This window comes from Stenotrophomonas sp. Steno-Z10-BAI (genome assembly GCF_056393115.1).
This window is the reverse complement of record NZ_JBWJOZ010000002.1, coordinates 323691-348718: the sequence shown is the minus strand read 5'-3', so window position 1 is coordinate 348718 and position 25028 is coordinate 323691. Positions and strand designations below refer to the sequence as shown.

Sequence of the window (25028 nt, the reverse complement as noted above, 5' to 3'; positions counted from 1 at the left end):
CACCCCCGGTGTGATGGGGGTGCCCATGGCTCACGGATCAGCACGATCCCAGTACGGCGGCGATCCGATCGCCTCGGTGAGGAAGGCCGACACTTCGCGGACCTTGCGTGAGCGCAGTCTGTTTTCCGGCGAGAGCAGCTGCAGATACACCCGTTCGGATTGCGGGGAAAACTCCCAGTCGCCGAGCAGCGTGACCATGCTGCCGCCACGCAGCATTTCCGCGTTGAACAGCCAGGTGGGGAACAGCACCACGCCACGCCCTGCAATGGCTGCCGCCAGCAGCGCTTCGGCATTGTTGCTGCGCAGGGGGCCGGTCACGTTCACCGCTTTGAACGGTACCTCCGGCGAGGAACGGAAATACCACTTCTGGATGCCGAGCTGCCCTTTGTAGACCAGGCATTGATGCTGCAGCAGATCCTCCGGCACCACCGGCGTGCCATGCGCGGCAAGATAGGTCGGGCTGGCGGCGAGGATGTTGCGGTGGGGCGCGATGACCTTGCCGATCAGCCCCGAATCCATCAGCAGCCCGACCCGGATGATGATATCCACGCCTTCCTGGACGGGATCGATCAGCGTGTCGGTCAGGGTCAGCTCGACGATCAGCTCGGGATACCGCGCCTGCAACGTGTTGACGATGTGCGCGATGTGCAGCCGCCCCAGCGACTCGGGGGCGTTGATGCGGATCAGGCCGCGCAGCTCGGCGTCGCGGCCTTCCAGCTGCCCGACCGCGTCATCGAGCAGATCCACGGCGTCGCGCACCTGCTGGTGGAACTGCTCGCCCGCCTCGGTCAACCGCACCGCCCGGGTGCTCCGGTAGAACAGCTGGTGCCCCACGTCCTGTTCAAGCGCCGCGATGAAGCGCGACACCGATGAGGCTGGCACCCGGTACTGGCGCGCCGTGGCCAGGAAGCTGCCGGTGGCGGCGACGGTGAGGAAATAGCGGAGGGCTTTGAGCTGCATGGTGGGCGCCTTGGGAACCTGATTGCTGTTTCAGCAATAGTCATTTGCCGAATCATCGCATTGTGGCCGATATCGCACGCCCATACGATGAGGGGAACGCATGGCGGACCCGCCACGCCCCTCCCCCTCGCACCCTCAGGAACCCCCATGAGCTCCCTTTTCAATACGTTCGACCTCGCGGGCATCCCGCTGCGCAACCGCGTGGTCATGGCCCCGCTGACCCGTGCACGCGCCCCGCATGACGCCGCCGACGAGCGCACCGCGCTGTATTACGCCCAGCGCGCCACCGCGGGCCTGATCGTCAGTGAAGGCACGCCCATTTCCCGCGAAGGCCAGGGCTATCTGTTCAACCCGGGCATCTTCACCGCCGAGCAGATCGCCGGCTGGCGCCTGACCACCGATTCGGTCCATGCCCTGGGCAGCCGCATGTTCGCGCAGCTCTGGCATGTGGGCCGCGTCTCCCACCCGACCATCCAGGCCGACGCTGCGCGTCCGGTCAGCGCCAGTTCGAAGCTGCCGGTCGGCGCGCAGGCGTTCGGCTATGACGACACCGGCACGCCCGCGCTGGTCGCCTCACCGGCGCCTCGCCAGCTTCAGACCGATGAGATCCCGCGCATCGTGGCCGACTTCGCACAGGCGGCCGCCAATGCCATCGAGGCCGGCTTCGACGGCGTGGAGATCCACGGCGCCAACGGCTACCTGCATGAGCAGTTCATCAACCCGCTCGTGAATGATCGGACCGACGCGTATGGTCCGCAGACGCTCGACAACCGCCTGCGCTTCACGCTGGAGGTGATCGACGCGGTGGTCGCCCGCATCGGCGCGTCGCGCACCGCGATCCGTCTGTCGCCCTATGGCCAGCTGTTCGACATGCCGCTGTACCCGGAGATCGACGCGACCTACACCGCCCTGATCCAGGCCATCGGGCAGCGCGGCCTGGCGTATGTGCACCTGATGGACCAGTCCGGTTTCAAGGTCGGCCAGAAGTCGGTCGATGGCGCGGGCGATTCGGGCTTCAGTGGCCTGCTGCGCACGCTCAAGCCGCATCTGCCCGGGACCGCACTCATCCTCGCCGGCGGCATGACCCGCGAGCGCGCCGAGCAGCTGATCGATGCGGGCCTGATCGACCTGGCGGCCTTCGGCACTGCCTTCATCAGCAACCCGGACCTGGTGGCACGCCTGCAGCATGGCTGGCCGTTGGCCCCTGCCGATCGCGAAACGTTCTATGGCGGCGGCGCGGCCGGCTACGTCGATTACCCGGCGTACGCCCCGACCCACGAACAGGCAGCCTCCGAGGCCGCCTGACGGAACGGGCACGCGAATGGGGGGACATTCCGCCCCCCCGTTCGTCGATCCTTCCACGCGATGGCCGCAGCCGCTACTTGCCCGTCACTGCTTCCTGCAGCTTCTCCACGGCCTGGTCGGCCGTGAACGTGTTCGGCTTCTGGATCTTGGGGAAGTCCACGAACGTCTCGTTGAATTTCGTGAGCAGCGCGATCGCCCCGTACACGATGTAGACGTGGTTGATGTACCAGTCCCAATAGGTATTGGAGGTCACATCCGCGAACTCGTACGGATCGGTGCGCAGGTTGTAGATCTTGGGAATGCGCATGACCGTGAACGGTTCGCCCCACAGCTGCATGGTGCCCTTGCAGCGCTGCTCGATGAACGTCACCTTCCAGTTGTCGTAGCGGATGCCGAGCATGTCGCCATCATCGGAGATGTAGACGAACAGCTTGCGCGGCGACTTTTCCTCCTTGCCGGTGAGATACGGCAGCAGGCTGACGCCGTCGATGTGGTTCTTGTAGGTGCGCCCGATCGCCTTGACCCCTTTCTTGAGGTCGTTGACCACGCCCTTGTTGCCCGCCAGTTCCAGGAAGGTCGGCAGCCAGTCATGGTGCTGGACGATCTCGTTGGACACCGAGCCCGGCTTGATCCTGCCCGGGTAACGCACCACCAGCGGAATCCGGAACGCGCCTTCCCAGTTGGTGTCCTTCTCACTGCGGAACGGCGTCATGCCGCCATCCGGCCACGAATTGCGGTGCGGCCCGTTGTCGGTGGAGTACACCACCAGGGTGTCTTCGGCGATGCCCAGTTCGTCGAGGTAATCGAGCAGCGAGCCCACGTTCTTGTCGTGGTCGACCATGGTGTCGTGGTACGGCGACTGCCAACGCCCGGCCTGGCCCTTGCTCTCTTCCTTGGTGTGCGTATACAGGTGCATGTGGGTGAAGTTGACCCAGACGAAGAACGGCGTGTCGTCGTCGTTCGCCTTCTTGATGAAGCCCTTGGCGCGCTCGGCGAAGTCGTCATCGCAGGTCAGCATGCGCTTGCGGTCCAGCGGGCCGGTATCCTCGATCTTCTGCTTGCCTACCTTGCCCCAGCGCTTCTGGTCGGTGCTGTCATCTTTGTCGGTGGCGAAACTGTGGATCACCCCGCGCGGCTTGATGGTCTCGATGAAATCCCCGAACTCGTCCTTGGGGAAGTAGTCGTACATCTCCGGCTCTTCTTCGGCATTGAGGTGGTAGAGGTTGCCGTAGAACTCATCGAACCCATGGTTGGTGGGCAGCATGTGGTTCAGATCGCCAAGATGGTTCTTGCCGAACTGCCCGGTGGTATAGCCCTCGTTCTTCAGCAGCGCGGCAATGGTGACGATCTTCTCGTTCATCCCGACCGGCGCACCGGGAATGCCCACCTTCGACAGACCGGTACGCAGCACGCTCTGCCCGGTGATGAACGATGAGCGGCCGGCGGTACAGGACTGTTCGCCGTAGGAGTCGGTGAACAGCATGCCCTCGTTGGCCAGGCGGTCGATGTTGGGGGTCTGGTAGCCCATCAACCCGCGCGAGTAGCAGCTCAGGTTGGAGATGCCGATGTCGTCTCCCCAGATGACGAGGATGTTGGGCTTCTTTGCGGATGAACCGGGCTTCTTCTTTGCGGATGAGCTGGCCATGCACTTCTCCGACGACGGTGGTGCTCAATAGTCGGTGTGGGTCGCGATGGCGGCCAGCGTGTTTCTACTTAGATCGCATCAGTAAGTCTTCGCCTCCCCTGCTCATCCTTCCCAGCCGATGCCTTTTGGCGCACTGGAGAAACCGGCGGCCCGCAGCGCGTCCATCAGGCCATCGCGTCGGGCCGGCGCATCGTCGATCAGCTCCACGGTGAACGAGGTGCGCCGGCCCCGCCGCAGTGCGCTGGCCAGCGCCTGCGCCGCGGCAGCCGTCGTACCTGCCAGGGACACATCGTCCGCGTCGAAGAACGTCAGCAGCTGACGCCCCCCCTGGGCCAGATACATCAGCAGCCGCCCGCCGCCGATCACCACCACGGCGCCGGCACGTCGCACCGGCCGGACCGCCGAGCCGTGCACCGGCCAGGGCACCACGGTGCCAAACGGATTGGCCGGGTCCACCGCAGACAACCCGATCGCCACCTCGGCAGCACCGGGCCGCAGGGCCTCGGCGACGCCACGCAGCCGATCCACGATCAGCCGGTCGGCGAACTGGGCCCCGCCCAGCCCGTCCACGAAGCGCCCGCGCAGCACCCGTCCCGCATCTTCCATGCCGCGATACACCTGTTGCAGCGCCGGGAAGCCGCCGGCGATCCCTTCGGCCATCGCGGCCCCGCGGGTCACGATGCCGTGCCGGTCCAGCAGCCCCTCGGCCAGCGCCACCGCGCGCGCCGTGTCACTGATCGCCTCACGCTGCAACAGCGACCAGCGCCCGGCCAGCGCGGGGGCCGCAAAGCTGGCGATCACCGCCGGCGCGCCGTCGGCCAAGGGCGTGTCGTGCATCGGGATGCCACGGACGCGTCGACCGCGCCGCGAGGCGCGCGCGACCCGCGGCCGTAGCGCGCGGCCACCGGCCATGCCACGCAGCGGCGCCCACAGATCCGTGGTCAGGTGCCCCGACCAGGCCAGGCCCCACAAGGCATCGTGCAGCTGCGCGGCGGTGATCTCCATGGGCGGGCTGCCGGCCCGCGCCCCGTGCGTGCCCACCGCAGTGACCAGCTGGCGCGCGAAGTAAGCGCCACCGTCGGCCAGCGCCTGCAGCAGCGCGTCCTGCAGCGGCGACAGCGCGGTTGCCACCGCCAACGCGGGCAGCGTTTCTGCCGCGAATTCCTGCAGGTGCAGCGAGACCAGTCCATCCTCCTCGCCAAGCCGCCCGTGCCCGGCCCACACCACGGTGCCCGTAGCGAGCAGCTCATCGAGCATCGCCGGCGCGTAATCGACCACGCGCGCAGGCAGGATCTGCTGTTCCCACACCGACGCCGGCAGCGCCACGCCCGCCAGCAGGTCCACCACGCGCAGCACGCCGTCGATGCCCTCCAGCGCACCCGGCCCGCGGTGAGTGATGCCACGTGCAGCCTGTTCGGCATCGGCCAGCAGCCCATGCCGCTCCAGCAACAACAGGGCATAGGCGTCGCGCGTGACCGGCCGGGTCGCCTCGCGTGCCGCCTGCAGCGAGCGCACCCGCAGCCGACGGAACACCGCCTCACCCACCCATTCGTGACGGGCCAGCGGCGCCGGCTCGGCGGCCGCGCCGACGGCCTCGGCATCGCGACGCGCCACACCGAAACGACCCTTGAGCAGCTTGCCCTGCGTCTCCAGCTGCGTGAGTGCCGCATCGGCCACGGCCACGCCCACTCCGAACGCGGCCGCCACCTCGGCCGTGGTGAACGGCGCATGGGTACGCGCATATCGGCCCAGCAGCTCGCCCAGCGGGTCCGATGAGGCCTGCAGGAAGGTCTCGGGGATGCCGCGCGGAAGGGTGACCCCCAGCGCATCGCGAAGGCGCGCGGCATCTTCGATGGCCGCCCAGTGCAGGCGGCCGGCGATCTGGACCTGGATCGCACGCCGCTCGGCGGCGAGATCGTGCAGATGCCCGGCAGGATCGTCATCGACCCGCCGCAGCGCCATCGCTTCATCGGTGAGCGGGCCCAGTTCGCGCAGCAGATCGGCCGCCCCTTCCTTGCCGCGTGCCTGGCGGTCGGGCGCCAGGCGCTGCAGCTCGCTGCCCACCTGCTCCACCACGCCCGCATCCAGCAGGTCGCCCAGATCGACCTGGCCGAGCAGATCGCCCAACAGGCCGCTGTCCAGTGACAGCACCGACGCGCGTCGCTCGGCCAGCGGCACATCGGTGCCGTACATGAACTCGGCGACATAGCCGAACAGCAGGTTCGCCGCGAACGGCGACGGCACCTCGGTGGTGACATCGGCGATCGCCACGCGGCCGTCGGTGAGCCGCTGCATCAGCATGCCCAGCGCATCGAGATCGTAGACGTCCTGCAGGCATTCACGTGCGGTCTCGATCAGGATCGGGAACTCGGGGTAGCCCTGCGCGATGGCCAGCAGTTCACCGGCGCGCAGGCGCTGCTGCCACAGCGGCGAGCGACGACCCGGCGTGCGCCGCGGCAATAACAGTGCGCGTGCGGCACATTCGCGGAAGCGCGCGGCGAACAGGGCCGAGCCGCCCACGGCGCGCGTGACGTCGCTGCGCAGCCGCTCCGGCTCGAACAGGAACAGCTCCGCGCCCGGCAGGCGCCCCTCCGCGTCGGGCAGCCGCGCGATGATGCCGTCGTCGCTGGCCACCACCGCCGGATCCACGCCCCAGCGTTCGCGGATGCGCGCGGCCACCGCCAGCGCCCAGGGATCGTGTACGCGCCGCCCATAGGGGGAATGCAGCATCAGCCGCCAGTCACCGGCCTCATCGCGGCAGCGCTCCAGCACCAGCGTGCGGTCGGTGGGCAGCACGCCGGTGGCCTCACGCTGTTCGGCCAGCAGGCCGGCGATGTTGGTGATCGCGTTGTCCGCCAATCCGCAGGCCTGCAGCCGCTGCCGCAGCCCGGCCGGCATGCCCGCTTCCGCGACACCGGCATCCAGCGCGCCAATGAAGGCACCCACCGCCTCGCCCAGTTCGGCCGGGCGGCCGACGCCCTCACCGCGCCAGAACGGCAAGCGGGCCGAACGCCCCGGTGCGGGAGTCACCACGACCTGGTCATGGGTGATCTGCTCGATCCGCCACGAGGTGGCGCCCAAGGTGACCACATCGTTGACCCGTGATTCGTGGACCATCTCCTCATCCAGTTCACCGACCCGGCGCGACCCGGCACGTTCCTCGCCTTCCGGAAGCACCACACCGAACATGCCACGGTCCGGGATGGTGCCCCCGCTGGTGACCGCCAGCTGTTTCGCGCCCGGCCGCGCGCTCAGCGCACCGGTGTCCCGGTTCCAGACCAGCCGCGGGCGGAAGCCGGCGAAATCATCGGAGGGATAGCGCCCGGCCAGCATGTCCAGGGTGGCATCGAACGCGCTGCGCGGCAGCGAACGGTACGGCGCGGCACGCCGTACGCGCGCATACCAGGCGTCCACGTCCAGTGTCTCCATCGCCGCCGCGGCTACTGTCTGCTGGGCCAGTACGTCCAGCGGGTTGCGCGGCGGATCGATCGCTTCGATCCCACCGGCCAGCATGCGCTCGACCGCCACGGACGCATCGATCAGATCGCGCCGTGTGCGCGGGTAGACCAGGCCGGTGGAGATGCCCCCGACCTGGTGGCTGGCCCGCCCCACCCGCTGCAGCGCGCTGGCGACCGACGGCGGCGCGGCGACCTGGATCACCAGATCGACCAGCCCCATGTCGATGCCCAGCTCCAGGCTGGAGGTGGCCACGACACAGCGCAGCTCGCCGGACTTGAGCGCCTGTTCGATCTCACGGCGCTGTTCCTTGGAGACCGAACCATGGTGCGACCGGGCGATCAGCGCGTCCGCTCCAGCGGCCCGCCCGGCGGTGCCGCCGTTGAACGACCCGTAGTGCTCGGGGGCAGCCGCCGCTATCGATGCAAGCGCCGGGAGCTGGCCACGGGCGACACGGTCGGCATGCAGTTCATTCAACCGGGCAGTCAGCTTTTCGGCCACGCCCCGTGAGTTGGCGAACACGATCGTCGAACGTCGCGCCAGCACCTGGTCCAGGATGCTGGCCTCCACATGCGGCCAGATCGAGCCGACCCGGCCGGCGGAAGCGGGTGCATCGGCGGCCGCGGGATGCGGCGGAATGTCGGCCATGTCCTCGACCGGCACCACGATCCGGACCTCCAGCGCCCGCCGCGACGGCGGCTGGACCACGCTGACCGGGCGGTCGCCGCCGAGGAACCGCGCGACCTCCTCCACCGGGCGCACCGTGGCCGAGAGCCCGATGCGCTGCGCGGGCACCTGCAGCAGGGCATCCAGGCGCTCCAGGCTCAACGCCAGGTGGGTGCCGCGCTTGCTGCCGGCCACCGCATGGATTTCATCGATGATGACGGTATGCACCTCGCGCAACGTCTCGCGCGCCTGTGAGGTGAGCATCAGGAACAGCGATTCGGGCGTGGTGATCAGGATGTCGGGCGGACGCCGCAGGAGCCGCGCCCGCTCCGCCGGGGTGGTGTCGCCGGTCCGGATCGCGACGGACAGGGTGACCGCCGGATCGCCGCGCCGCTGGCGTTCGGCACTCACCCCCTGCAGGGGCCTCTGCAGGTTGCGCTCGACATCGGCGCCAAGCGCCTTGATCGGCGAGAGATACAGCACACGGGTGCCGCGCTTGGTGGGCGTCGGCGTCGCCGTCGCCGGCCGCCCACCGCCCTGCTGCTCACCGCTGCGGAACAGCTGGTCGATCGCGTGCAGGAACGCGGCCAGGGTCTTGCCCGAGCCGGTCGGCGCGATGACCAGGGTGTGCTGGCCGGCGCTGATCGCCGCCCAGGCATGGTCCTGCACTGGCGTGGGCGCAGCGAAGGCTGCCGTGAACCAATCGCGCGTGGCCGGGGTGAAGGTGGCCAGTGCGCCGGGGGCGGGGTCGTTCGAGGTGGGCATGGATCCAGATGTCGTGGGGCACTCGCCCAGCGACGGCCGCGAGCGCAATGGAACCAGACTAGGGTAAGCCGCGTCGGGCATGCGTCAATCGGCGCGGGACCGACGTGTCTGCGGTTGGCGCCGCCCGCCCCCGAGCCCCCGCCACTCGTCCCTTGATCACCGACATCCGGCCCCAGGCCAAGGCCGGCGGGCCTCTGCGGGAACACACTCGCTGGCATCAACCCCGCTACTGCCGCAGGAACGACCCTCATGAAACGACGCGATTGCCTCAAGGCCGGGCTGACCCTGCCGCTGCTGCCGATGCTGCTCAAGGCCGGCCCTGCCTTCGCAGCGACGCGTGCGAGGGTCCGGCCGGGCGCAGCAGGGTGGCCCGCTGCCGCCGAGTGGGACCGATTGTCGCGTGCCGTCGGCGGTCGGCTGTCGGTGCCGCAGTCCCCCTTCCTCGCTGATGCCGCCACCCGCACCGCGGCGCTGGAGCAGCTGCAGAATCCGTTCTTCCTCGGCGATGCGCCCGCGCTCACCCAGACCAGTGGTTACTTCGGCACGTGGCGGTCAGTGCCCAGCGCGAAGGTGGTGGCCGCCGCCAACAGCGCCGATGTGGCCGCGGCGGTGAACTTCGCCCGCACCCACCGCCTGCGCCTGGTGGTCAAAGGCGGCGGGCACAGCTATCACGGCACCTCCTGCGCGCCGGATTCGCTGCTGGTCTGGACCCGCGCGATGAACCAGGTCGAGCTGCACGATGCTTTCGTCGCCCACAACGCCCGCGCGGGCACGGCGCCGCAGCCGGCGGTCAGCGTAGGCGCCGGGGCGATGTGGATCGATGCCTACGATGCGGTCACCACCCGCGGTGGGCGCTATGTCCAGGGCGGCGGCTGTACCTCGGTAGGCGTGACCGGCCTGGTCACCGGCGGCGGCTTCGGCAGTTTCTCCAAAGCGCATGGCACGGCCGCGGCCAGCCTGCTCGAAGCCGAGATCGTCACCGCCGACGGGCAGATCCGCACTGTCAACGCCGACAACGACCCGGACCTGTTCTGGGCCTTGAAGGGCGGCTGCGCGGCGAGCTTCGGGATCGTCACCCGGATGACGCTGCGGACCCATGACCTGCCCGACACCTTCGGCGGCGTCTCCTGCCAGATCCAGGCCAGCGACGACGCCAGCTGGCAGGCACTGGCGGTGGAGATGCTCCGCTTCTACCGCGACACCCTGTGCAACCCGCACTGGGGTGAGCAGTTCACCTTCAAGGACACGCGCCGGCTGTCGATCTCGATGGTGTTCCAGGGCCTGTCGCGCGACGCCGCCGAAGCGACCTGGACGCCGTTCCTGGACTGGATCCGCGCCCGGCCGGCCTACACCCTCATCGAACCCTTGCAGGCACTGGCGATGCCGGCCAGAGACTTCTGGGACGCGGACTTCTTCCGCCGGCACGCCCCTGCCCTCATCGCCGAGGACACCCGCGACGGCGCCTCCTCCCGGCACATGCTGTGGAAGGGCGACCAGGGCCAGGTCGGCTGGTTCCTGCATGGCTACGCATCGGCGTGGCTGCCATCGGGGCTGTTGGACGATGCGCAGCGTGAGCAGGCGGCCGCGGCGATCTGTGCGGCCGCCGATCACATGGATGTCGGCCTGCACTGCAACAAGGGCCTGTTCGGTGCGCCGGCGGCGGCGCTGGCCGCCAGCCGCGACACGGCCACCCATCCGGCCGTGCTGGACGCCTTCGCGCTGGCGATTATCGGCAATGCCAGCGGGCCGGTGTATCCGGGCCTGGGGCGCACGGTGGATGAGCCCCGGGCACGCCGGGGCGCCTTGAACGTGGCGCGCGCCTACAAGGCCCTGAGCGTGGTGGCGCCCTCGGCCCCGGCCTATGTCTCGGAGAGCGACTACTTCCAGAAAGACTGGCAGCAGGCGTTCTGGGGGCCGAACTACCCCCGGCTGCAGGCCGCCAAGCGCCGCTACGATCCGCAGGGCCTGTTCGTGATCCATCACGGTGTGGGCAGTGAGGAGTGGAGCGCGGATGGCTTCGAGCGCATCGGCGGCTGACGGCGCGTCGGGCAGCGTCTACGCCGCCGCCCCACCCTGGGCCTTGCCCAGCTGGGCGAGCACGCTGCGCAATGCCTGCTGTGCACGCCGGTTCTCCGCCGGCGTGCCGACGGTGATCCGCACCCAGGTGTCATACGGGGCGAACACACGGGCGATGCGCACGCCCTGTTGCAGGAGCCCGGCGGCGACGGCTGCATGGGGGTGCCCGGTATCGACGAACACGAAATTGCCGGCCGCTTCGGTCGAGCGCAGGCGCAGCCCGCTCAGGACCTGCTGCCAGTGCCGCCGCTCCGCCGCCACGCTGCGCCGGACCTGGGCCACGTGGGCGGGATCGGCAAGCGCGGCCGATGCAGCCGCCAGCGACAACTGGTTCTGCGCGTGCGCGCCGCCGACGCCGCGCTGGCGCAGTGCCCCGGCGAGCGCCGCAGGCACCAGCGCATACCCGACCTGCAGCCCGGCCAGGGCATGGATCTTGCCCAGCGTGCGGAACACCACCACGTTCTGGCCCTGCCGCAGCAGGCGCACCGCGCTCAACGTGGCGGCATCCTCGCGGTAGTCGAGGTATGCCTCGTCGACGATCACCAGCGTGCGCGCCTGCGCGGCGCTCACGAAACGATCGAACTCGGCCCCGGGGCTCAGCGTGCCGGACGGGTTGTGCGGATTGACCACGAACAGCGCGCGGGTATCCGGCGCGATCGCCGCCAGCAATGCGGGCAGATCATTCTCCAGCCGCGCGTTCAACGGCACTTCCACCGCCCGGCCGCCAAAGGGCCTGGCCGCATCCACCAGGGCGCCATACCCGGGCACGCTGTAGATGAAACCGCCCGCGCCCTGGCTCAGCGCAAGATGCTGGCCCAATGCTTCGAGCACTTCACCGACGATGACCTGTTCGGACGCGACCCCTTCCAGCGTGGCGATCTGGCTCTGCAACGCCTGCAGCTGCGCGGCGCTGACATACCGCGGCGCCTCCGCCAGCGCGCGCTGTACCGCGGGCCCGACCCGAGGTGACGGGCCGTAGCTGCTTTCATTGAGGTCCAGCCGCAGCAGGTCCGTGGGGCTCCCGGCGGCCGTCACGCCTGCCGGAGCGGCCGGTGCAGCGGATCCAGCGGCCGGCGCCAGCGCGACCGCTGCGGCACTGGTCAGCCCGGCACGCAGCCAGTAGCGGCGCTGCGGATCGGCAGGCAGGTGGCCTGCAGTGGTGGAACGGGTCATTGGAAACGGGCCTCCAGGCGTGCGTAGTAGTAGGTGCCACTCCAACCGAACGGCGACAGCTCGCTGTACGGGAACACGCCAAAGGTATCCGCGCCGGAGACCTGCGGGGTGGTGGCGATGTTGCGGGTGGGATAGGTATTGAACAGATTGTTGGCGCCCAGCACCAACGTCACCGTCTCGGTCGCACGGAAGGCGATGTCCAGATCGGTGACCCAGCGCGCCTCCAGCTTCTGGATCACATCGACATTGCCAGCACTACCCGCTTCGGTCGGCAGCGTGCGGAAACGGGTCGAGCCCTGCGCAAAGGCGGCGACATTGGCCGCGCTCTGGTTGGTCGCCGCCACGCCTTCGATCTCGCCATAGCGGTGCGTGCCCAGGTGGAGGCCCCAGCGGCCGACATCCCAGCCCAGCGCGAGGGTCAGGTTGTCGCGCGGCTGGCCTTTCTCCACCCGGGTGCGCTCGGTGACATCGAACAACGGCGTGCGCACGCCGAGCGCGGTCAGCTGCGCCGGGGTCGAGGCGACATGGGTCAGCTCGGTCTTGTTGCGGTTGTACGCGACGGTCGCGGTGAGCCTGCCATGGTCCGCCAGCTCCCAACGGTAGCGCGCGGAAGCGTCCACGCCGGTGGTGCGGGTATCGGCGGCGTTGCTGAAGTAGCGCACGCTGGTCACGCCCGGTGAGCCCAGTGCGGCCAGGTAGTCACGGATCGCGGTGGACCCGGCCGCATCGACGAAGTTGCTGGAAAGAAAGATCCGGTCGTCGATGTCGATCCGGTACACATCCACCGACGCGCTCAGCCCGCCGATGCCCCAGGTGAGGCCCGCCGTGACATTGGTCGCCTGCTCCGGCTCCAGCGAGCGCGCCCCCAGGGCACGGGCTTCCACCGTATCCACCGGTGCGGTGCGCACCAGCACGTACTCGGGCACCCCGGTCACCGCGTTGTTCAGCGTGCGGCTGCTGGTGGAACTGAAGTACTGCTGGGCCAAGGCCGGCGCATGGAAGCCGGTACTGACCGAGGCGCGCACCGCCACCCCGCCGTCGAGCTGGTAGCGCAGGGCCAGCTTGCCGTTGGTGGTACTGCCGAAATCGCTGTAGTCCTCCCAGCGCCCGGCCAGCGAGACCAGGAAGCGATCCGTCACATCGGTTTCCGCTTCGGCGTAGGCCGAGACGTTGTGACGGTGATGGTTGCCGGCGTCCGCCGGCTGGATGCCCGCGAAGCCCTGCGAGCCGATCGTCGGCACCGCGCCGGCCGAGGGGCCATCAAGCACCCGCGCCGGCCCCCAGACGTAGGAGTTCAGCTCGCCGGGCGAAATGCCGTAGGTATCGCGGCGGAACTCCGCCCCGATCGCCAGCCGCAGCGGTGCGTGCCAGCCCAGCTCGATGCTGTTGTTCGCATCCAGATTGGTGGTCCACTGCGAGGCCTCCAGCGCACCGTTGTAGAACGCGGTGGGGCTGGCCGCACCCAGCGTGGCGTTGAGCGTGTTGCGGGTGCGGTAGACCAGCTTGTTGCGGCCGTAGACGCTGCTCAGGTCCCAGTGCCAGTCGCCGAGCAGACCTTTGATGCCTGCGCCGAGCGAGGCGTTGGTGCTCTGGGTATCGACCCACGGCAGGAACCCGTCCGGGTAGATCGCGCGCACGTTCTCGACCTGGCCAGCGCGGCGCAGGGAGGCGTTGGAACTGCCCTCGCTTACCCCGTAGCCGCCGAACGCATACGCCTCCCATCCTTCCGCCCAGGCGAGCGGCTTGCGCAGGTTGCCGAACACGGTCTTTTCCACGGTGTCGGCCGAGTCGGCGAAGCGCCACAGCGCATCGCGGTCGATGCTGGCTTCGCGTGGGTCGGCCACTGCACCCGCCGCCGCGCCCCCGATCGGGGCCAGGCCGGTACCGGAGCCGAAGGTGCCCGACGGCGCCACCGGTGCACCGTTGCGGCCGATCCCGAAGTACTGCTGACGGGTATCGGGCAAGGCGCGGTTGGCGGCCTTGCGGTCACGATAGTCCCAGGTGAGGTGCAGGCCGCCGCCGTCGGCAAAGGCCACGCCGGTGTCCAGGGCGACGGCCGTGGTGCCACCACCGCCGTCGCGGGTGGTGCCGCGGCTGACCCGCCCTTCAACGCCCGCATCCTCGCGCAGCACGATGTTGATCACCCCGGCAATCGCATCGGAACCGTATTGGGCAGACGCGCCATCACGCAGCACTTCGATCCGCTCGATCGCACTCACCGGGATCGCATTGAGATCGGTCGAGACCGCGCCCTTGCCCACCGTGCCGCCGGTGTTAACCCACGCACTGGCATGCCGCCGCTTGCCGTTGACCAGCACCAGGGTCTGGTCCGGCGACAGCCCGCGCAGCGTCGCCGAGCGGATGTGGGTGTTGCCATCCGGGGTGGTCGGGTGCGGGAAATTGAACGAGGGCAACAGCGACTGCAGGATCTGGCTGATATCGGTGTAGCCGCTGCTGCGGATGTCCTGCGCGCTCAGCACATCGATCGGCACCGGCGATTCGAGCACGGTGCGGGCCTGGGTGCGGTTGCCGAGGACGGTGAGCTGGTCGAGCTGGGTGACCGCCGGCGCACTTGCCACGGTCTGAGCATGGACCGGAACGGTGGTGAACAGGCTGGCAAGCACGGCGACGGACAGACGGCGACGTCGCAGCACGGTGGCGCGAGGATTCATGACAACTCCGAAGAGATCGGGCATCACGCCCGAAGAAGACGATGGAACAGCGCAGGCGGTACGTCAGCGGCGACATCGCCGTGGCAGATTCGAAGCAGGCAAGACACGTCCCCAGGTGACCCTGCGGGACATGTTGCAAACTTGTTGCAGAGCGTCAATCGGTGCGGACGCGTGCATTCGCGCCCCGGTGCGCAGGTGGGTAACGAGTGCGGGGCAAGTCACTGATTTCATTCGGCGCAGCCAACGGCGCCGCACCGATGTCCTTACTTCCGGGCATATCCAGATAGCCAACCGTGCGCGGCCGGCAGTGCCTGCACGCTGCCCGCATCTGCCCGCCTGCGCAGACATGACGATCCGCAGGTGCAGCCGCACCCGTGCAGGCGTAGCCTGCCCGCAGCCTGCCGCCAACGGAGATCGCCCTGTGATTACGACCTCGCCTGCCCGCCGTGTCCCTGTCCTGCTCGCACTGGCCATCGCAGGCGCACTGCTGCTGCCGCGAGCCGATGCACATGCGCAGGCGCCGTCCACGGTGAGCACACCGGCCACCGCCTCGTTCAACGCCCTGCTCGATGCGCAGACGATGGCTGCGATCAACGCCGATCCGGAACTGCGCACCATGCTCGGCATCAGCGACGATGCCAGCGGTGATCTGTCCGGCCAGCTGACCGACGTCTCGCTGGCCCGGCGCGAGGTCAACCGCCGCTTTCTTGTCGACAACCTGGCGCAGATCCGTGCCTGGAAAGGCGCGCCGCTGGACCCACAGCAACGCCTGAGCGACGGCCTGGCACGCTGGTTCTACCAGACCCAGATCGATCTGATGGCCGTGCCATGGGCCGCGGCGTGGTTGCCGGTCGGCGGCAGCACCTACGCGATCGACCAGTTGTTCAGCCTGCCGGTCAACCTGCCACAGTTCATGGACAACCAGCACGCGGTGACCGACGAGACCAGCGCCCGCCGCTATATTGAACGGCTGCAGGCGATGGGCACCAAGCTGGACCAGGTCCGCGCCAACGTCGACATGCAGGCCCAACAGGGCGTGGTGCCGCCGGCGGTTGCGCTGGAAGGCGCGGCCAACCAGTACCGTGCACTGCTGAAACCGGCGCCGCAGGACAGCCTGTGGGTGCTGTCGTTGCAGCGCAAGCTGGACAAGGTGCCGTCCATCCCGGCGGCCCGTCGTGCTGAACTGATCGCGCAGGCCACCGCCGCGGTGCGGGACGCGGTGAACCCGGGCTATCAACGCCTGCTCGACAACGTGCAGGCCACGTTGGCGACCCATCCCGGCAACAACGGCATGTGGGCACTGCCCGAGGGCAAGGCCTACTACGATGCCGCCCTGCGCTGGTACACCAGCACCGATCTGGATGCCGATGCCATCCACCAGATCGGCCTGCGCGAAGTGGCGCGGCTGGACACGGCGATGGATGACCGCCTGAAGCAGCTGGGCCTGCGCGAGGGCAGCGTGGCCGCCCGCATCGAACAGCTGCGCAAGGACCCGCGCTACCTGTATGAGGACAGCGACGCTGGCCGCAGGCAGCTGATCGGCGACATCGAACAGCGCCTGCGCGCTCTCGATCCGATCCTGCCCACCTACTTCGGCCACCTGCCGACGCAGAAGCTGCTGGTGCAGCCGGTCCCTGCGCACATGCAGGCCACCTCGCCCGGCGGCTACTACTACCCACCGGCGATGGACGGCTCGCGGCCGGGCACGTTCTTCATCAACCTGGGCGACATCACCTCCAATACGCGTTGGAGCATTCCCACCCTCACCTATCACGAGGGCGCGCCGGGGCATCATTTCCAGATCTCGATCGGCCAGACCCTGACCGAGCTGCCGATGCTGCGCCGCAGCCTCAACCCGAGTGCGTTCAGCGAAGGCTGGGCGCTGTACGCCGAGCAGCTGATGGCCGAGACCGGTGTGTACCGCGACGACCCCGCCGGTGATCTGGGCCGCCTGCAGGCCGAGATGTTCCGCTCGGTGCGGCTGGTGGTAGACACCGGCCTGCATCGCAAACGATGGACGCCCGAGCAGGCCATCGCCTACATGCAGGACAAGACCGGCATGACCCCGGCGGATGTGCGTATCGAGGTCTACCGCTACCTGGTGCAGCCGGGTCAGGCCGCCTCCTACAAGATGGGCCAACTGCGGCTGCTGGAACTGCGCGAGCAGGCACGCCGGGAGCTGGGCGACCGCTTCGACATCCGTGCGTTCCACGACCTGATCCTGGGCAACGGGGCCATGCCCATGACAGTGGTCAGCCAGGCCGTGGACGCCTGGATCGCCGCCGGCGGACCGGCCTCCCCCCGGACACCATGATGCCCCTGCACAGCCGCCGGCCGCTGGCCGGTGCCTGCGTATAAATACCTAGCGCGTTACCGTGTAACTCCGGTTGTCCGCCGCGTGGGCGGTGCGCAGAGTGTCGGCAGGGTCGGCCCGTCGCGCGCCCCACCGACGACACTCTGGAGACTGTCATGCCGCGCACCTCATCGGGCCTGCTGTTGGCGCTGGTCCTGGCCGGACCGCTGCTCCTGCTTCCTCCTCCGCTTACGGCGCAGCCCGCAGCGGCCAGCGTTGATGCCCAGGCCGTACAGGCGCTCACGCGCATGGGCGCGGCCCTGCGCGCGCTGCCGCACTTCACCCTCAACGCCACCACCAGCACCGAGTATGTGCTCGACGACGGCCAGAAGATCGCCCTGCCCGGCACCGTCGCGTACCGCGTGCTGGGCCCGGACCACTTCTTCGTGGAGATACAGAGCGAGGACCAGCACCGCCAGCTGTTCTACGACGGCAAGGCGCTGACGATCTACTCGCCGCGGCTGAAGTACTACGCCACGCTGGAGGGCCTGAACAAGAGCAGCCAGGCGCTGTTGACCGAATCGGCGACGACCTATGGCATCGAGTTGCCGCTGGCCGATCTGTTCCTGTGGGGCACGCCGGCGTTTCCGACCGATCAGCTGCAGTCCGCGCTGCGCATCGGCAGCGCCCGCATCGGGGGCGAGGCCACCCAGCACTACGCCTTCCGGCAACCCGGGGTGGATTGGCAGGTCTGGATTTCCGACACGACCCACCTGCCCCGCCAGCTGGCGATCACCAGCCACAGCGATCCCGCGTTGCCCACCTACCAGGCTACGTTGAACTGGGATACGCGGCGCACGGTGACCGCCAAAGAGCTGGCGTTCGATCCCAAGGGTGCGACGAAGATCGTGTTCGTACCGGTCGCGCTGGCCGTACAGACCACTGACGGGGAGAACTGAGCATGGACCGTTCCGCTTGCCTGCGCGCCGCGCTGGCCCCGGCCCTGATGACACTGATGCTCGGCGCCGCACTGCTGCCTGCCGATGCCGGGGCGCGCCCCGGGCTGCGCGGCTTTGCCCACCCCTCGATCGCCCATGCCGGCGGCTTCGGCGGGGGTGGCATGCCCCACGGCGGCGGTGGATTCACCCCGCACCCGCCGGGGCCGGGCCCCGCCCCGCATCCCGGCCCGGGCCCGCGCCCGGAGCCGGGCCCGCATCCTGGCCCCGGTCCCGGCCCCCACCCTGCTCCGGGGCCGGGACCCGGCCCGGGACCTCATCCGCCTGGACCTGGCCCTGGCCCTGGCCCCGGGCCGCATCCGCCCGGGCCACCCCCTCCGCCGCCCCCGCCGCCGTACTGGGACCATCCCTTCTGGGATGCCGCCGCGTTCACCGCAGGCGTGGCCGTTACGTCGGCCGTGATCGGATCGATCGTCTACTCGCTGCCGGTGGACTGCAGCACGGTCGTCGTCAACGGCATCGGCTACCAGCAGTGCGACAACGCCTGGTATCAGCCGCGCTATGCGGGCACCACGGTGCAGTACATCGTCGTGGATGCGCCGCGATGAGGTGCCGGCGGCATCCGGTCTGGCTGGCGCTGCTCGCCCTGCTGGGTGCCGCGCCCCTCGCCGCGCAGCAGGCGCCGGCCGGATCGGCGTCCTCCGACGACATCGCACGCAAGCTCGCCGATCCCGGCGCGGCGCTGATCTCCGTGCCGTTCCAGTACAACTACCAGGGCTCGGTCGGGCCCGGCGGCGATGCGCACAACCAGCAGTTGAAGATCCAGCCGGTGATTCCGTTCGTCAGCGAGAACGGCAAGTTCATCCTGCGCCCGATCCTGCCGCTCAGCTGGAACCAGTTTCCGCAGGACAAGCACGGCACCGGGGACCTGTTCGTGCAGGGGTATTACATCCCCAAGACTGCAGCTGAAGCGCACGGCACCGAATTCGGCTACGGCTTCGCCGCGCTGCTGGATACCGCGTCGCACGACAGCCTCGGCACGGGAAAATACTCGCTCGGCCCGGCCTTCATCCTGGTCCACAAGACCAAGGCGTGGACCGTCGGCGCACTGGCCAATCATGTCTGGTCGGTCGGTGGCGACGGCGGCCGCGAGGACGTCAGCAGCACCAGCGTGCAGCCGTTCGTAACCCGCAATCTGCCCGATGGCTGGTCACTCAGCGTCACCTCGGAAACCAACTACAACTGGAAGGCGGCCAGCGGCGATGCCTGGACGGTGCCCCTGGGCGCCACTGTCTCCAAAGTGCTCAGGCTCGGCCATACCCCGGTCAGCATCGGTGTCGGCGGCTTCTACAACGTGGACCGGCCGCAGTACGCCAGTCGCTGGACCGGCCGGTTGATCGTGACCCTGGTCTTTCCCGAATGAGGCAGCTTCCCATGAACCGTTCTCTCCTTGCCGGCACCGCCCTGATCCTGCTGGGCGTGGCCCCCCTCGGCTGCAGCACCTCCACGCCCACTCGCAGCGACGCACCGCCCTCCACCGAAAAGAGCGAGGCACAGAACCAGGCGCGTACCGCCACCGCCGCAGTGCTCTCGCGGCTGTATGCCGCACAGCCCGGTGCGCGCCAGGCCGTGGAGCAATCGGCGGGGTACGCGGTCTTCCGCAGCTTCGGGGTCAAGGTGTTGATTGCCGGCGGCGGCGGTGGGCATGGCGTGGCCATCGACAACCGCAGCGGGCAGGAAACCTTCATGCGCATGGTGGAGATCCAGGCCGGACTGGGCTTTGGCGCCAAGACCTTCGATCTGGTCTGGGTATTCAAGACGCCCGAGGCGTATCAGGATTTCATCACACGCGGCATCGAGATCGGCGGCCAGGCAACGCTGGCAGCGAAGGTGGACAAGGCCGGCGGTGGGCTCACCGGCGCGGTGCAGATTTCCGAGAACGTCTGGGTGTACCAGATGACCGAAAGCGGTCTGGCGGCGGAGCTGACCGTCAAAGGCACCCGCTACTACCCCGACAAGACGTTGAACTGAGCCGGCAGGCCAAGGAGTTCCCATGCATGGCCATCCGCTGGTCTGGATCGTCAGCCTGTTCGTCCTGCCCCTGGTGGCGGCGCTGGTGCTGAGCCTGTTCGTCCGCCACCGCGGCATCAGTGCCAATGCGGTGCTGGCCTGGTTCGTGATCGTCTGCTGGTGCGGCGCGCTCGGGGTGATTCTCTCGCAGGTGTGGTGACTGGCAGTGCCGGCCGCTGGCCGGCATCACAGCGATTGCCCGAGCTCGATGAAGAGCACGTTCTCGCCGCCTTCGCGGAATCCCATGCCGAAGATCAACGGGCCGACCCACGAATCAAAGCCGAGGAACACGCTGCCGTTCCAGATGCCGTCGCTCAGTGACATGTCGCTGCGTCGCTGCCAGGCATTGCCGTACTCCACCGTGCCCCCGACCTGCGCCGAGCGGCCCAGCAGCTTGCCCAACTCATAGGTATAGCCGGCGAACCCGAGCGCATAGTCCTGGCCAGTCAACTGGTTGTGCTGGAACCCGGCCAGCCGCCAGCGCCCGCCGAGGCGGTAGAGATTCTGCACCGGCGCCGTGCCCGACGCGGTCACGTGATAGCGCAGCCCCAGCTGCAGCGCATGCTTGCCAAACGATCTGGCGGCCACGGCATCCAGATCGATCTGGCCGAAGCGGGCATCTGCGCCGAGACTCGGGCTGGACTGATACGTCCCCGCCGTGACGAGATAACCATCGCGCGGGAAGTACACGCTGTCGATATCGTCCAGGGTCGCCTGCGCGATCCACGCGCCCTCGTCGAAGTTCACCCGTGGAATGGTGGGGTCGCCCACTTCCACCTCCGCATTGCCGGTATAGCGCTGCACGCCGACCGACAGCGCCAGCACATTGGACACATTGCGGAACACGGCCAGCGTCGCACCGGTACGACGCACGCGATAGCGCGCGATCTTGTCGCCGTCATCGTCGTAGAGATTGAAGCTGCGGGTCTGGAACCCGCCGCCCGCCTGGAAGGCGTAACGATCGTGCAGATCGAACGGATGATAGTACTGGCCGGTCAGCCCCGGCTCGCTGCCGATCTGCAGGGCGATACGCGCTTCGGCACCGTAGGGCGACAGCGGCGAAAACAGCAGGCCGGCGCGCAGGTTGCTTTCGTGATTGCCTTCCAGATCATTGCTCAGGCTGAGCCCGGCTTCCAGGTACACCGGTCCGTTGGGCTTGGCATACGCGGACACCACCACGCCGGTGCGTCCGTCACGCTGCTTGACCTCATAGTTGATGCTGGCCAGCGTTCCCATGCCGTAGGCGCGCAGTACACCGGCCTGCATCGCCTCGATATCCAGCGGCGCGCCGACGTGGACCGGGAGATAGGACAGCAGCAGCGCATCGGCATAGCCGGTGTGGTTGTCGACCTCGACGAAATCGATGATGGCCGGTGCCACCGGATGCGTGCGACCGGCACGCTCGGCGGCCAGTCGTGTGTACTCCTGCGGCGCCTGCGCGAACGCCTGCAGCGCCGGCGCGGCCTGGTCGGCGGCGAGCTGGCCGATCCGCAACGCCTCGGGCGCCTTGTCGAAATCGCCGGTGGCCACCTTGCCGGTCAGATCGGGCGAGATCAACAGATCCTGCGCGCCCAGACTGTCCAGTTGTGCCTGCGCGCTGCGGGTGGTCAGGAATCCGCTCAGCTGGCTGATCACATCCACCAGGCTGGCGTCGCGATCCAGCGCGCTCAAGGGCGTGCCGACGTCCACCGCGATGACCCGGTCGGCCCCCATCGCGCGCACCACATCAATCGGCACCTGGTTGGACAGGCCGCCATCAAGCAGCACGTGCCCGTCGATCACCACCGGCCGGAAGATGCCCGGCAAGGACATGCTCGCGCGCATCGCCATCGGCAGGCTGCCCTCGGCCAGCACCACCGGCATGCCGGTATTGATGTCTGTGGCGACCGCCCGGAACGGGATCGGCAGGTCATCGAAGCGGCCATTGACCCGGCCGCCGCCGGTGGCGCGCTCGAACAGGGCGATCAGCTTTTCGCCCTCGGAGACGCCACCGGCCAGTGCCACCGCCTTGCCCTCGCCGCCGAGCCCGATGCCGATCGGTGCCAGCTGGGCGTAGTCGTCGGCCTTGCGTCGCAGCGAACGCTCACGGCGTGGCAGGGTGTCGGTGAACAGGCTCAGCCATTCGGTGCTCAGCACCAGCTGCTCGATCTGTTCGGGCGTGGAGCCGGAGGCATACAGGGCGCCAACCAGCGCCCCGGCGCTGGTACCGGCGATGCAGTCCACCGGCACGTGCAGCGCCTCCAGCTGCTTGAGGATACGCACGTGTGCGATACCGCGTGCGCCGCCGCCGCCCAGCGCCAGCCCGACCCGTGGCCGGGTGTCGCCCGGGCCGCGCACGCCGCAGTGGTCTGCCTGGCCTGCCGGAGCGACAGCAACCACCGGTTCGGCGGCCTGCAGCGGCGACAGGGCGCCACTGGCGCACAGCCACGCCACGGCGAGCGCCGAGGCGCGCGATACACGGTGCCCGGGGCGTTTCAGCGCCACGCGCTGCCGACCTGGATGTAGAACGTGTCGTCCTCCGGCCCCCACGCATAGTCCACGCCGACATGCATGCCCAGCTGGCGGGCGATCAGATAGCGCACGCCCGCGCCTTTTGACACCTGGCTGGCGCCGTCGCTGAAACTGTTGTGCCGGCCCCAGGTGCGCCCCGCACCGACGAAGCCGATCAGCGCCCAGCGCTGGGTCATGTTCCAGCGCAGCTCGCTCTCCAGCACCGCAGCCCGCGTGTCCTGGTAACGCGCCGAGCCGATGCCGCGCAGGTCGATGTAGGGCAGTCGATAGAACGGAATCTCACCGTTGGCCCAGCGGGCATCCGCGCGCCCGCCGAGCACGAAATGCTTGCCCATCGGCCAGTAACCGTAGGCGTGCCCGCGATAGCTCTGGAAACTGGCATCGCTGCCGATTCCCGGCAGATACGCGTTGCCTTCGATCATGCCAAGCCAGCCGCTGGAAGGCGTGAACGGGTTGTCGCGCGAATCGTACTCCAGCGACAGGCCCAGCCCGGAGCTGCGCTTGGACAGTTCGTGTGGCTGGAAACGATCGCGGTCGGAGGCGACATCGAAGCCGATATCCAGATCCATGTAGATCCAGGCCAGGCCGACATAGAGATCGCGGTCACCCAGGCGCCGGAAGCCCTGCTGGAACGACATCAGGCCGTCCATGTTGTAGTCGATCTTCTGCGCGGGCAGCACCGTGCCGGGCGTATAGAAGCCCAGATTGAACGACGCTTTGGCGACGCCGCCGCGGTAGCGCCAACGGTCATCGTCGAAGTGCAGCGAGGCGCCCACGCCATACGCTTCGCTGCCATTGGAGGTGCGCATCGCGCCACCGCCATAGATGTCCGGCGTGACCATCTTCGGGGTGCCGCCCTCACCTGCCGCTGCCGACGCCGGTGGCCGATGGAAGAACGCCAGCGCCACGCCGCCGCCATTGCCCACGGCGGGATCGGTCACGATGATCGGCACCGGCAGAAAACCGCGGTGCTCCAGCAACCAGCGCGACATGTCGAACCGGCCGTCTTGCGCGTCACGGAACAGGGACGCCCGCGGCGCCGGAGCGGCCGCGGGCGCCGGCGCAGGCGATGGAGCGGCGGGCTGCTGGGCGATCGCGGCGCAGGGCGTGAGCACGCCCAACAGCGAGAGCAGGCGTACGGCATGGCCGATCGACACGGTGCACCTCGGGGATGGGAAGCCAAGTGCGCGGGCCCGGGCCGGTGGGAGGGAACAGCCCGGCGCGGGCCCACGCGGTTGAACGCATCTCAGGCCGTGCCGCAGCGATCAGCGTGCGGCGGTCGTGCCCGGCGGGAACGCCGCAAACAGCTTGTCCAGGCCGGCTTCCACCGCCGCGTTGACCTTGTCCGGCGAGGTCGGCACGGTGCCACTGGCGGTGCCGCGCCAGACCGCCTGTTTGGTCTTGGCGTCGAACATATCCACGACCAGCGTGCCGACGTCATAGGTGTGCACCGTGGTGGTGGCATTGCCCATGGCCATCCCGCCACCCCAGCCACCGCCCCGCCAGCCCCAGCCGCCCATGCCCGTCCCGGAGTAGAACGTATCCAGGGTCTGCTTCTGGCCGGTGGCGATATGCGCTGCCAGGGCGATGTCGCCGTTGGGCGCTTCGCGCAGGCCCTTGGCCTGCAAACGTGCGTTGATGCCGTCGATGATGCGTTGCTGCACCAGCGGCGAGCTTGCCTGGGGTTTCATCGCCCAGGTGTAGGTCTTGTAGGAGGCGAAACTGGCTGACGGATCGAAGTCGGTCTTGACGGTCGGTGTGGATGCACAGGCAACCAGGGAGGTCGCCAGGACGGCGATGGCAAAGGCTTTCATGACGCGAGTCTCCAAAGGCGGGATGGAAAGACGCGCTGCGGTCGCAGCCGTCCTGGGGCGGGCCGTGGTGGCCGGTGGTTACAGCCCCACGGTAGTGCACTGCCGGCCACGCGTAATGCGCATAACTACGGTAGAGAGGCGGGAAAAACTACCGAGTCAACGCGGCGGATTGATCACCACGTATTGCACGGTGGTCCCGGCATAGCGCGGCTCATACCAGACGTTGCCGCACTGCTGGTAGGCCATGCCGTTGATCACCGTGGTCACGCAGCTGGGCGGGACCGAATTGACGATCGAACCGATCACCGCCGAGGTCACGGCCACGCCCGCCGTCACCGCTGCAGCGGTGGCGAAGGGATGATCGTCCCAGTGGTTCCAGTGGTCGTCGTGGTAGTTCACATCCACATTGACGTTGCGGTTCACGTTGCGATTGACGGTGCGGTTGCTGTCGATGTTGCGGTTGATGTTGGCCCCGCGGTTCACGTTGCCGCCCTGCGGGCGCTGTACCGGGCGGTTGATGCTGGTATGGGCACTGGCGCGCGCGCCGCCGCCATGGAACCCGCTGCGCTGCGCGCTGGCCGGTGCGGACACGGCCAGCAGCAGCGCCAGCAGCATGCCCGCCGCCAGGGAGGAGGCCACGAAGAAGCGGTTGATCACGGTACGCAT

General features: G+C 68.6%; 17 protein-coding genes. 8 read left to right on the top strand and 9 right to left on the bottom strand.

From position 1 onward, the window contains the following. Nucleotides 1-30: 30 nt before the first annotated feature. Entirely contained in the window at nucleotides 31-960 is a 930-nt protein-coding gene (locus AC06E9_RS06515; RefSeq protein WP_478055734.1) for a LysR family transcriptional regulator, read from the bottom strand. Nucleotides 961-1107: 147 nt separating this feature from the next. Between AC06E9_RS06515 and AC06E9_RS06510 the strand changes: the two genes are divergently transcribed. After that, a complete protein-coding gene (locus AC06E9_RS06510; protein WP_478055733.1) occupies nucleotides 1108-2265 on the top strand; it encodes an alkene reductase in 1158 nt (385 codons plus the stop codon). 73 nt (nucleotides 2266-2338) lie between these two features. Here the strand turns inward: AC06E9_RS06510 and AC06E9_RS06505 are convergent, their stop codons facing one another. Together AC06E9_RS06505 and AC06E9_RS06500 are read right to left on the bottom strand one after the other, a co-directional pair. After that, the gene (locus tag AC06E9_RS06505; protein ID WP_121036977.1) at nucleotides 2339-3910 is read right to left on the bottom strand and encodes an arylsulfatase; all 1572 of its coding nucleotides are present in this window, start codon (nucleotides 3908-3910) and stop codon (nucleotides 2339-2341) included. Nucleotides 3911-4012: 102 nt separating this feature from the next. After that, nucleotides 4013-8797 (bottom strand): ATP-dependent helicase, encoded by a 4785-nt coding sequence (locus AC06E9_RS06500; protein WP_478055732.1) that lies wholly within the window; start codon nucleotides 8795-8797, stop codon nucleotides 4013-4015. Nucleotides 8798-9046: 249 nt separating this feature from the next. On the opposite strand from AC06E9_RS06500, the gene AC06E9_RS06495 reads away from it, so the two are divergent. Next, entirely contained in the window at nucleotides 9047-10834 is a 1788-nt protein-coding gene (locus AC06E9_RS06495) for an FAD-binding oxidoreductase (RefSeq protein ID WP_478055731.1), read from the top strand. 18 nt (nucleotides 10835-10852) lie between these two features. On the opposite strand, the gene AC06E9_RS06490 is transcribed toward AC06E9_RS06495, so the two are convergent. Beyond that, nucleotides 10853-12046, bottom strand: a complete 1194-nt coding sequence (locus AC06E9_RS06490) for a pyridoxal phosphate-dependent aminotransferase (protein ID WP_282260262.1) — start codon at nucleotides 12044-12046, stop codon at nucleotides 10853-10855. Continuing rightward, nucleotides 12043-14718: a TonB-dependent receptor plug domain-containing protein gene (locus AC06E9_RS06485; RefSeq protein WP_478055730.1), complete on the bottom strand. Its 2676-nt coding sequence runs from the start codon at nucleotides 14716-14718 to the stop codon at nucleotides 12043-12045. The genes AC06E9_RS06490 and AC06E9_RS06485 overlap by 4 nt, the downstream gene beginning before the upstream one ends. Nucleotides 14719-15139: 421 nt before the next feature. Here AC06E9_RS06485 and AC06E9_RS06480 point away from each other — a divergent pair, with 421 nt between their 5' ends. From AC06E9_RS06480 to AC06E9_RS06455, 6 genes are all read left to right on the top strand, one after another. Further along, nucleotides 15140-17032, top strand: a complete 1893-nt coding sequence (locus tag AC06E9_RS06480) for a DUF885 domain-containing protein (RefSeq protein ID WP_478055729.1) — start codon at nucleotides 15140-15142, stop codon at nucleotides 17030-17032. A gap of 155 nt (nucleotides 17033-17187) precedes the next feature. Then, entirely contained in the window at nucleotides 17188-17970 is a 783-nt protein-coding gene (locus tag AC06E9_RS06475; protein WP_478055728.1) for a DUF2092 domain-containing protein, read from the top strand. 455 nt (nucleotides 17971-18425) lie between these two features. Further along, a complete protein-coding gene (locus AC06E9_RS06470) occupies nucleotides 18426-18575 on the top strand; it encodes a hypothetical protein (protein WP_220668926.1) in 150 nt (49 codons plus the stop codon). Beyond that, nucleotides 18572-19390, top strand: a complete 819-nt coding sequence (locus tag AC06E9_RS06465; protein WP_478055727.1) for a hypothetical protein — start codon at nucleotides 18572-18574, stop codon at nucleotides 19388-19390. Before AC06E9_RS06470 ends, AC06E9_RS06465 begins: the two co-directional genes overlap by 4 nt. 11 nt (nucleotides 19391-19401) lie before the next feature. Continuing rightward, nucleotides 19402-19998 carry a lipid-binding SYLF domain-containing protein gene (locus AC06E9_RS06460; RefSeq protein ID WP_183073642.1) on the top strand — a complete coding sequence of 199 codons (597 nt, stop codon included), beginning with the start codon at nucleotides 19402-19404 and terminating at the stop codon, nucleotides 19996-19998. Between the two features lie 22 nt (nucleotides 19999-20020). Then, a complete protein-coding gene (locus tag AC06E9_RS06455; protein ID WP_167390385.1) occupies nucleotides 20021-20197 on the top strand; it encodes a hypothetical protein in 177 nt (58 codons plus the stop codon). A gap of 26 nt (nucleotides 20198-20223) precedes the next feature. Here AC06E9_RS06455 and AC06E9_RS06450 read toward each other — a convergent pair whose 3' ends face one another. From AC06E9_RS06450 to AC06E9_RS06435, 4 genes are all read right to left on the bottom strand, one after another. Continuing rightward, nucleotides 20224-22521, bottom strand: coding sequence for a patatin-like phospholipase family protein (locus AC06E9_RS06450; protein ID WP_478055726.1), 2298 nt, complete (start codon nucleotides 22519-22521; stop codon nucleotides 20224-20226). Continuing rightward, nucleotides 22512-23705 carry a BamA/TamA family outer membrane protein gene (locus AC06E9_RS06445; RefSeq protein ID WP_478049645.1) on the bottom strand — a complete coding sequence of 398 codons (1194 nt, stop codon included), beginning with the start codon at nucleotides 23703-23705 and terminating at the stop codon, nucleotides 22512-22514. The genes AC06E9_RS06450 and AC06E9_RS06445 overlap by 10 nt, the downstream gene beginning before the upstream one ends. A gap of 108 nt (nucleotides 23706-23813) precedes the next feature. Beyond that, entirely contained in the window at nucleotides 23814-24362 is a 549-nt protein-coding gene (locus AC06E9_RS06440; RefSeq protein ID WP_070470735.1) for a DUF4136 domain-containing protein, read from the bottom strand. A gap of 156 nt (nucleotides 24363-24518) precedes the next feature. Next, nucleotides 24519-25028 carry a hypothetical protein gene (locus AC06E9_RS06435; protein ID WP_282261024.1) on the bottom strand — a complete coding sequence of 170 codons (510 nt, stop codon included), beginning with the start codon at nucleotides 25026-25028 and terminating at the stop codon, nucleotides 24519-24521.

Excerpts from the sequence above, each read along its gene's own strand:
- AC06E9_RS06465 (WP_478055727.1), top strand. The coding sequence starts at position 18,572 with ATGAGGTGCCGGCGGCATCCGGTCTGGCTGGCGCTGCTCGCCCTGCTG.
- AC06E9_RS06510 (WP_478055733.1), top strand. The coding sequence starts at position 1,108 with ATGAGCTCCCTTTTCAATACGTTCGACCTCGCGGGCATCCCGCTGCGC.
- AC06E9_RS06460 (WP_183073642.1), top strand. The coding sequence starts at position 19,402 with ATGAACCGTTCTCTCCTTGCCGGCACCGCCCTGATCCTGCTGGGCGTG.
- AC06E9_RS06495 (WP_478055731.1), top strand. The coding sequence starts at position 9,047 with ATGAAACGACGCGATTGCCTCAAGGCCGGGCTGACCCTGCCGCTGCTG.
- AC06E9_RS06455 (WP_167390385.1), top strand. The coding sequence starts at position 20,021 with ATGCATGGCCATCCGCTGGTCTGGATCGTCAGCCTGTTCGTCCTGCCC.
- AC06E9_RS06490 (WP_282260262.1), bottom strand. The coding sequence starts at position 12,046 with ATGACCCGTTCCACCACTGCAGGCCACCTGCCTGCCGATCCGCAGCGC.
- AC06E9_RS06475 (WP_478055728.1), top strand. The coding sequence starts at position 17,188 with ATGCCGCGCACCTCATCGGGCCTGCTGTTGGCGCTGGTCCTGGCCGGA.
- AC06E9_RS06485 (WP_478055730.1), bottom strand. The coding sequence starts at position 14,718 with ATGAATCCTCGCGCCACCGTGCTGCGACGTCGCCGTCTGTCCGTCGCC.
- AC06E9_RS06440 (WP_070470735.1), bottom strand. The coding sequence starts at position 24,362 with ATGAAAGCCTTTGCCATCGCCGTCCTGGCGACCTCCCTGGTTGCCTGT.
- AC06E9_RS06435 (WP_282261024.1), bottom strand. The coding sequence starts at position 25,028 with ATGCGTACCGTGATCAACCGCTTCTTCGTGGCCTCCTCCCTGGCGGCG.
- AC06E9_RS06515 (WP_478055734.1), bottom strand. The coding sequence starts at position 960 with ATGCAGCTCAAAGCCCTCCGCTATTTCCTCACCGTCGCCGCCACCGGC.
- AC06E9_RS06500 (WP_478055732.1), bottom strand. The coding sequence starts at position 8,797 with ATGCCCACCTCGAACGACCCCGCCCCCGGCGCACTGGCCACCTTCACC.
- AC06E9_RS06505 (WP_121036977.1), bottom strand. The coding sequence starts at position 3,910 with ATGGCCAGCTCATCCGCAAAGAAGAAGCCCGGTTCATCCGCAAAGAAG.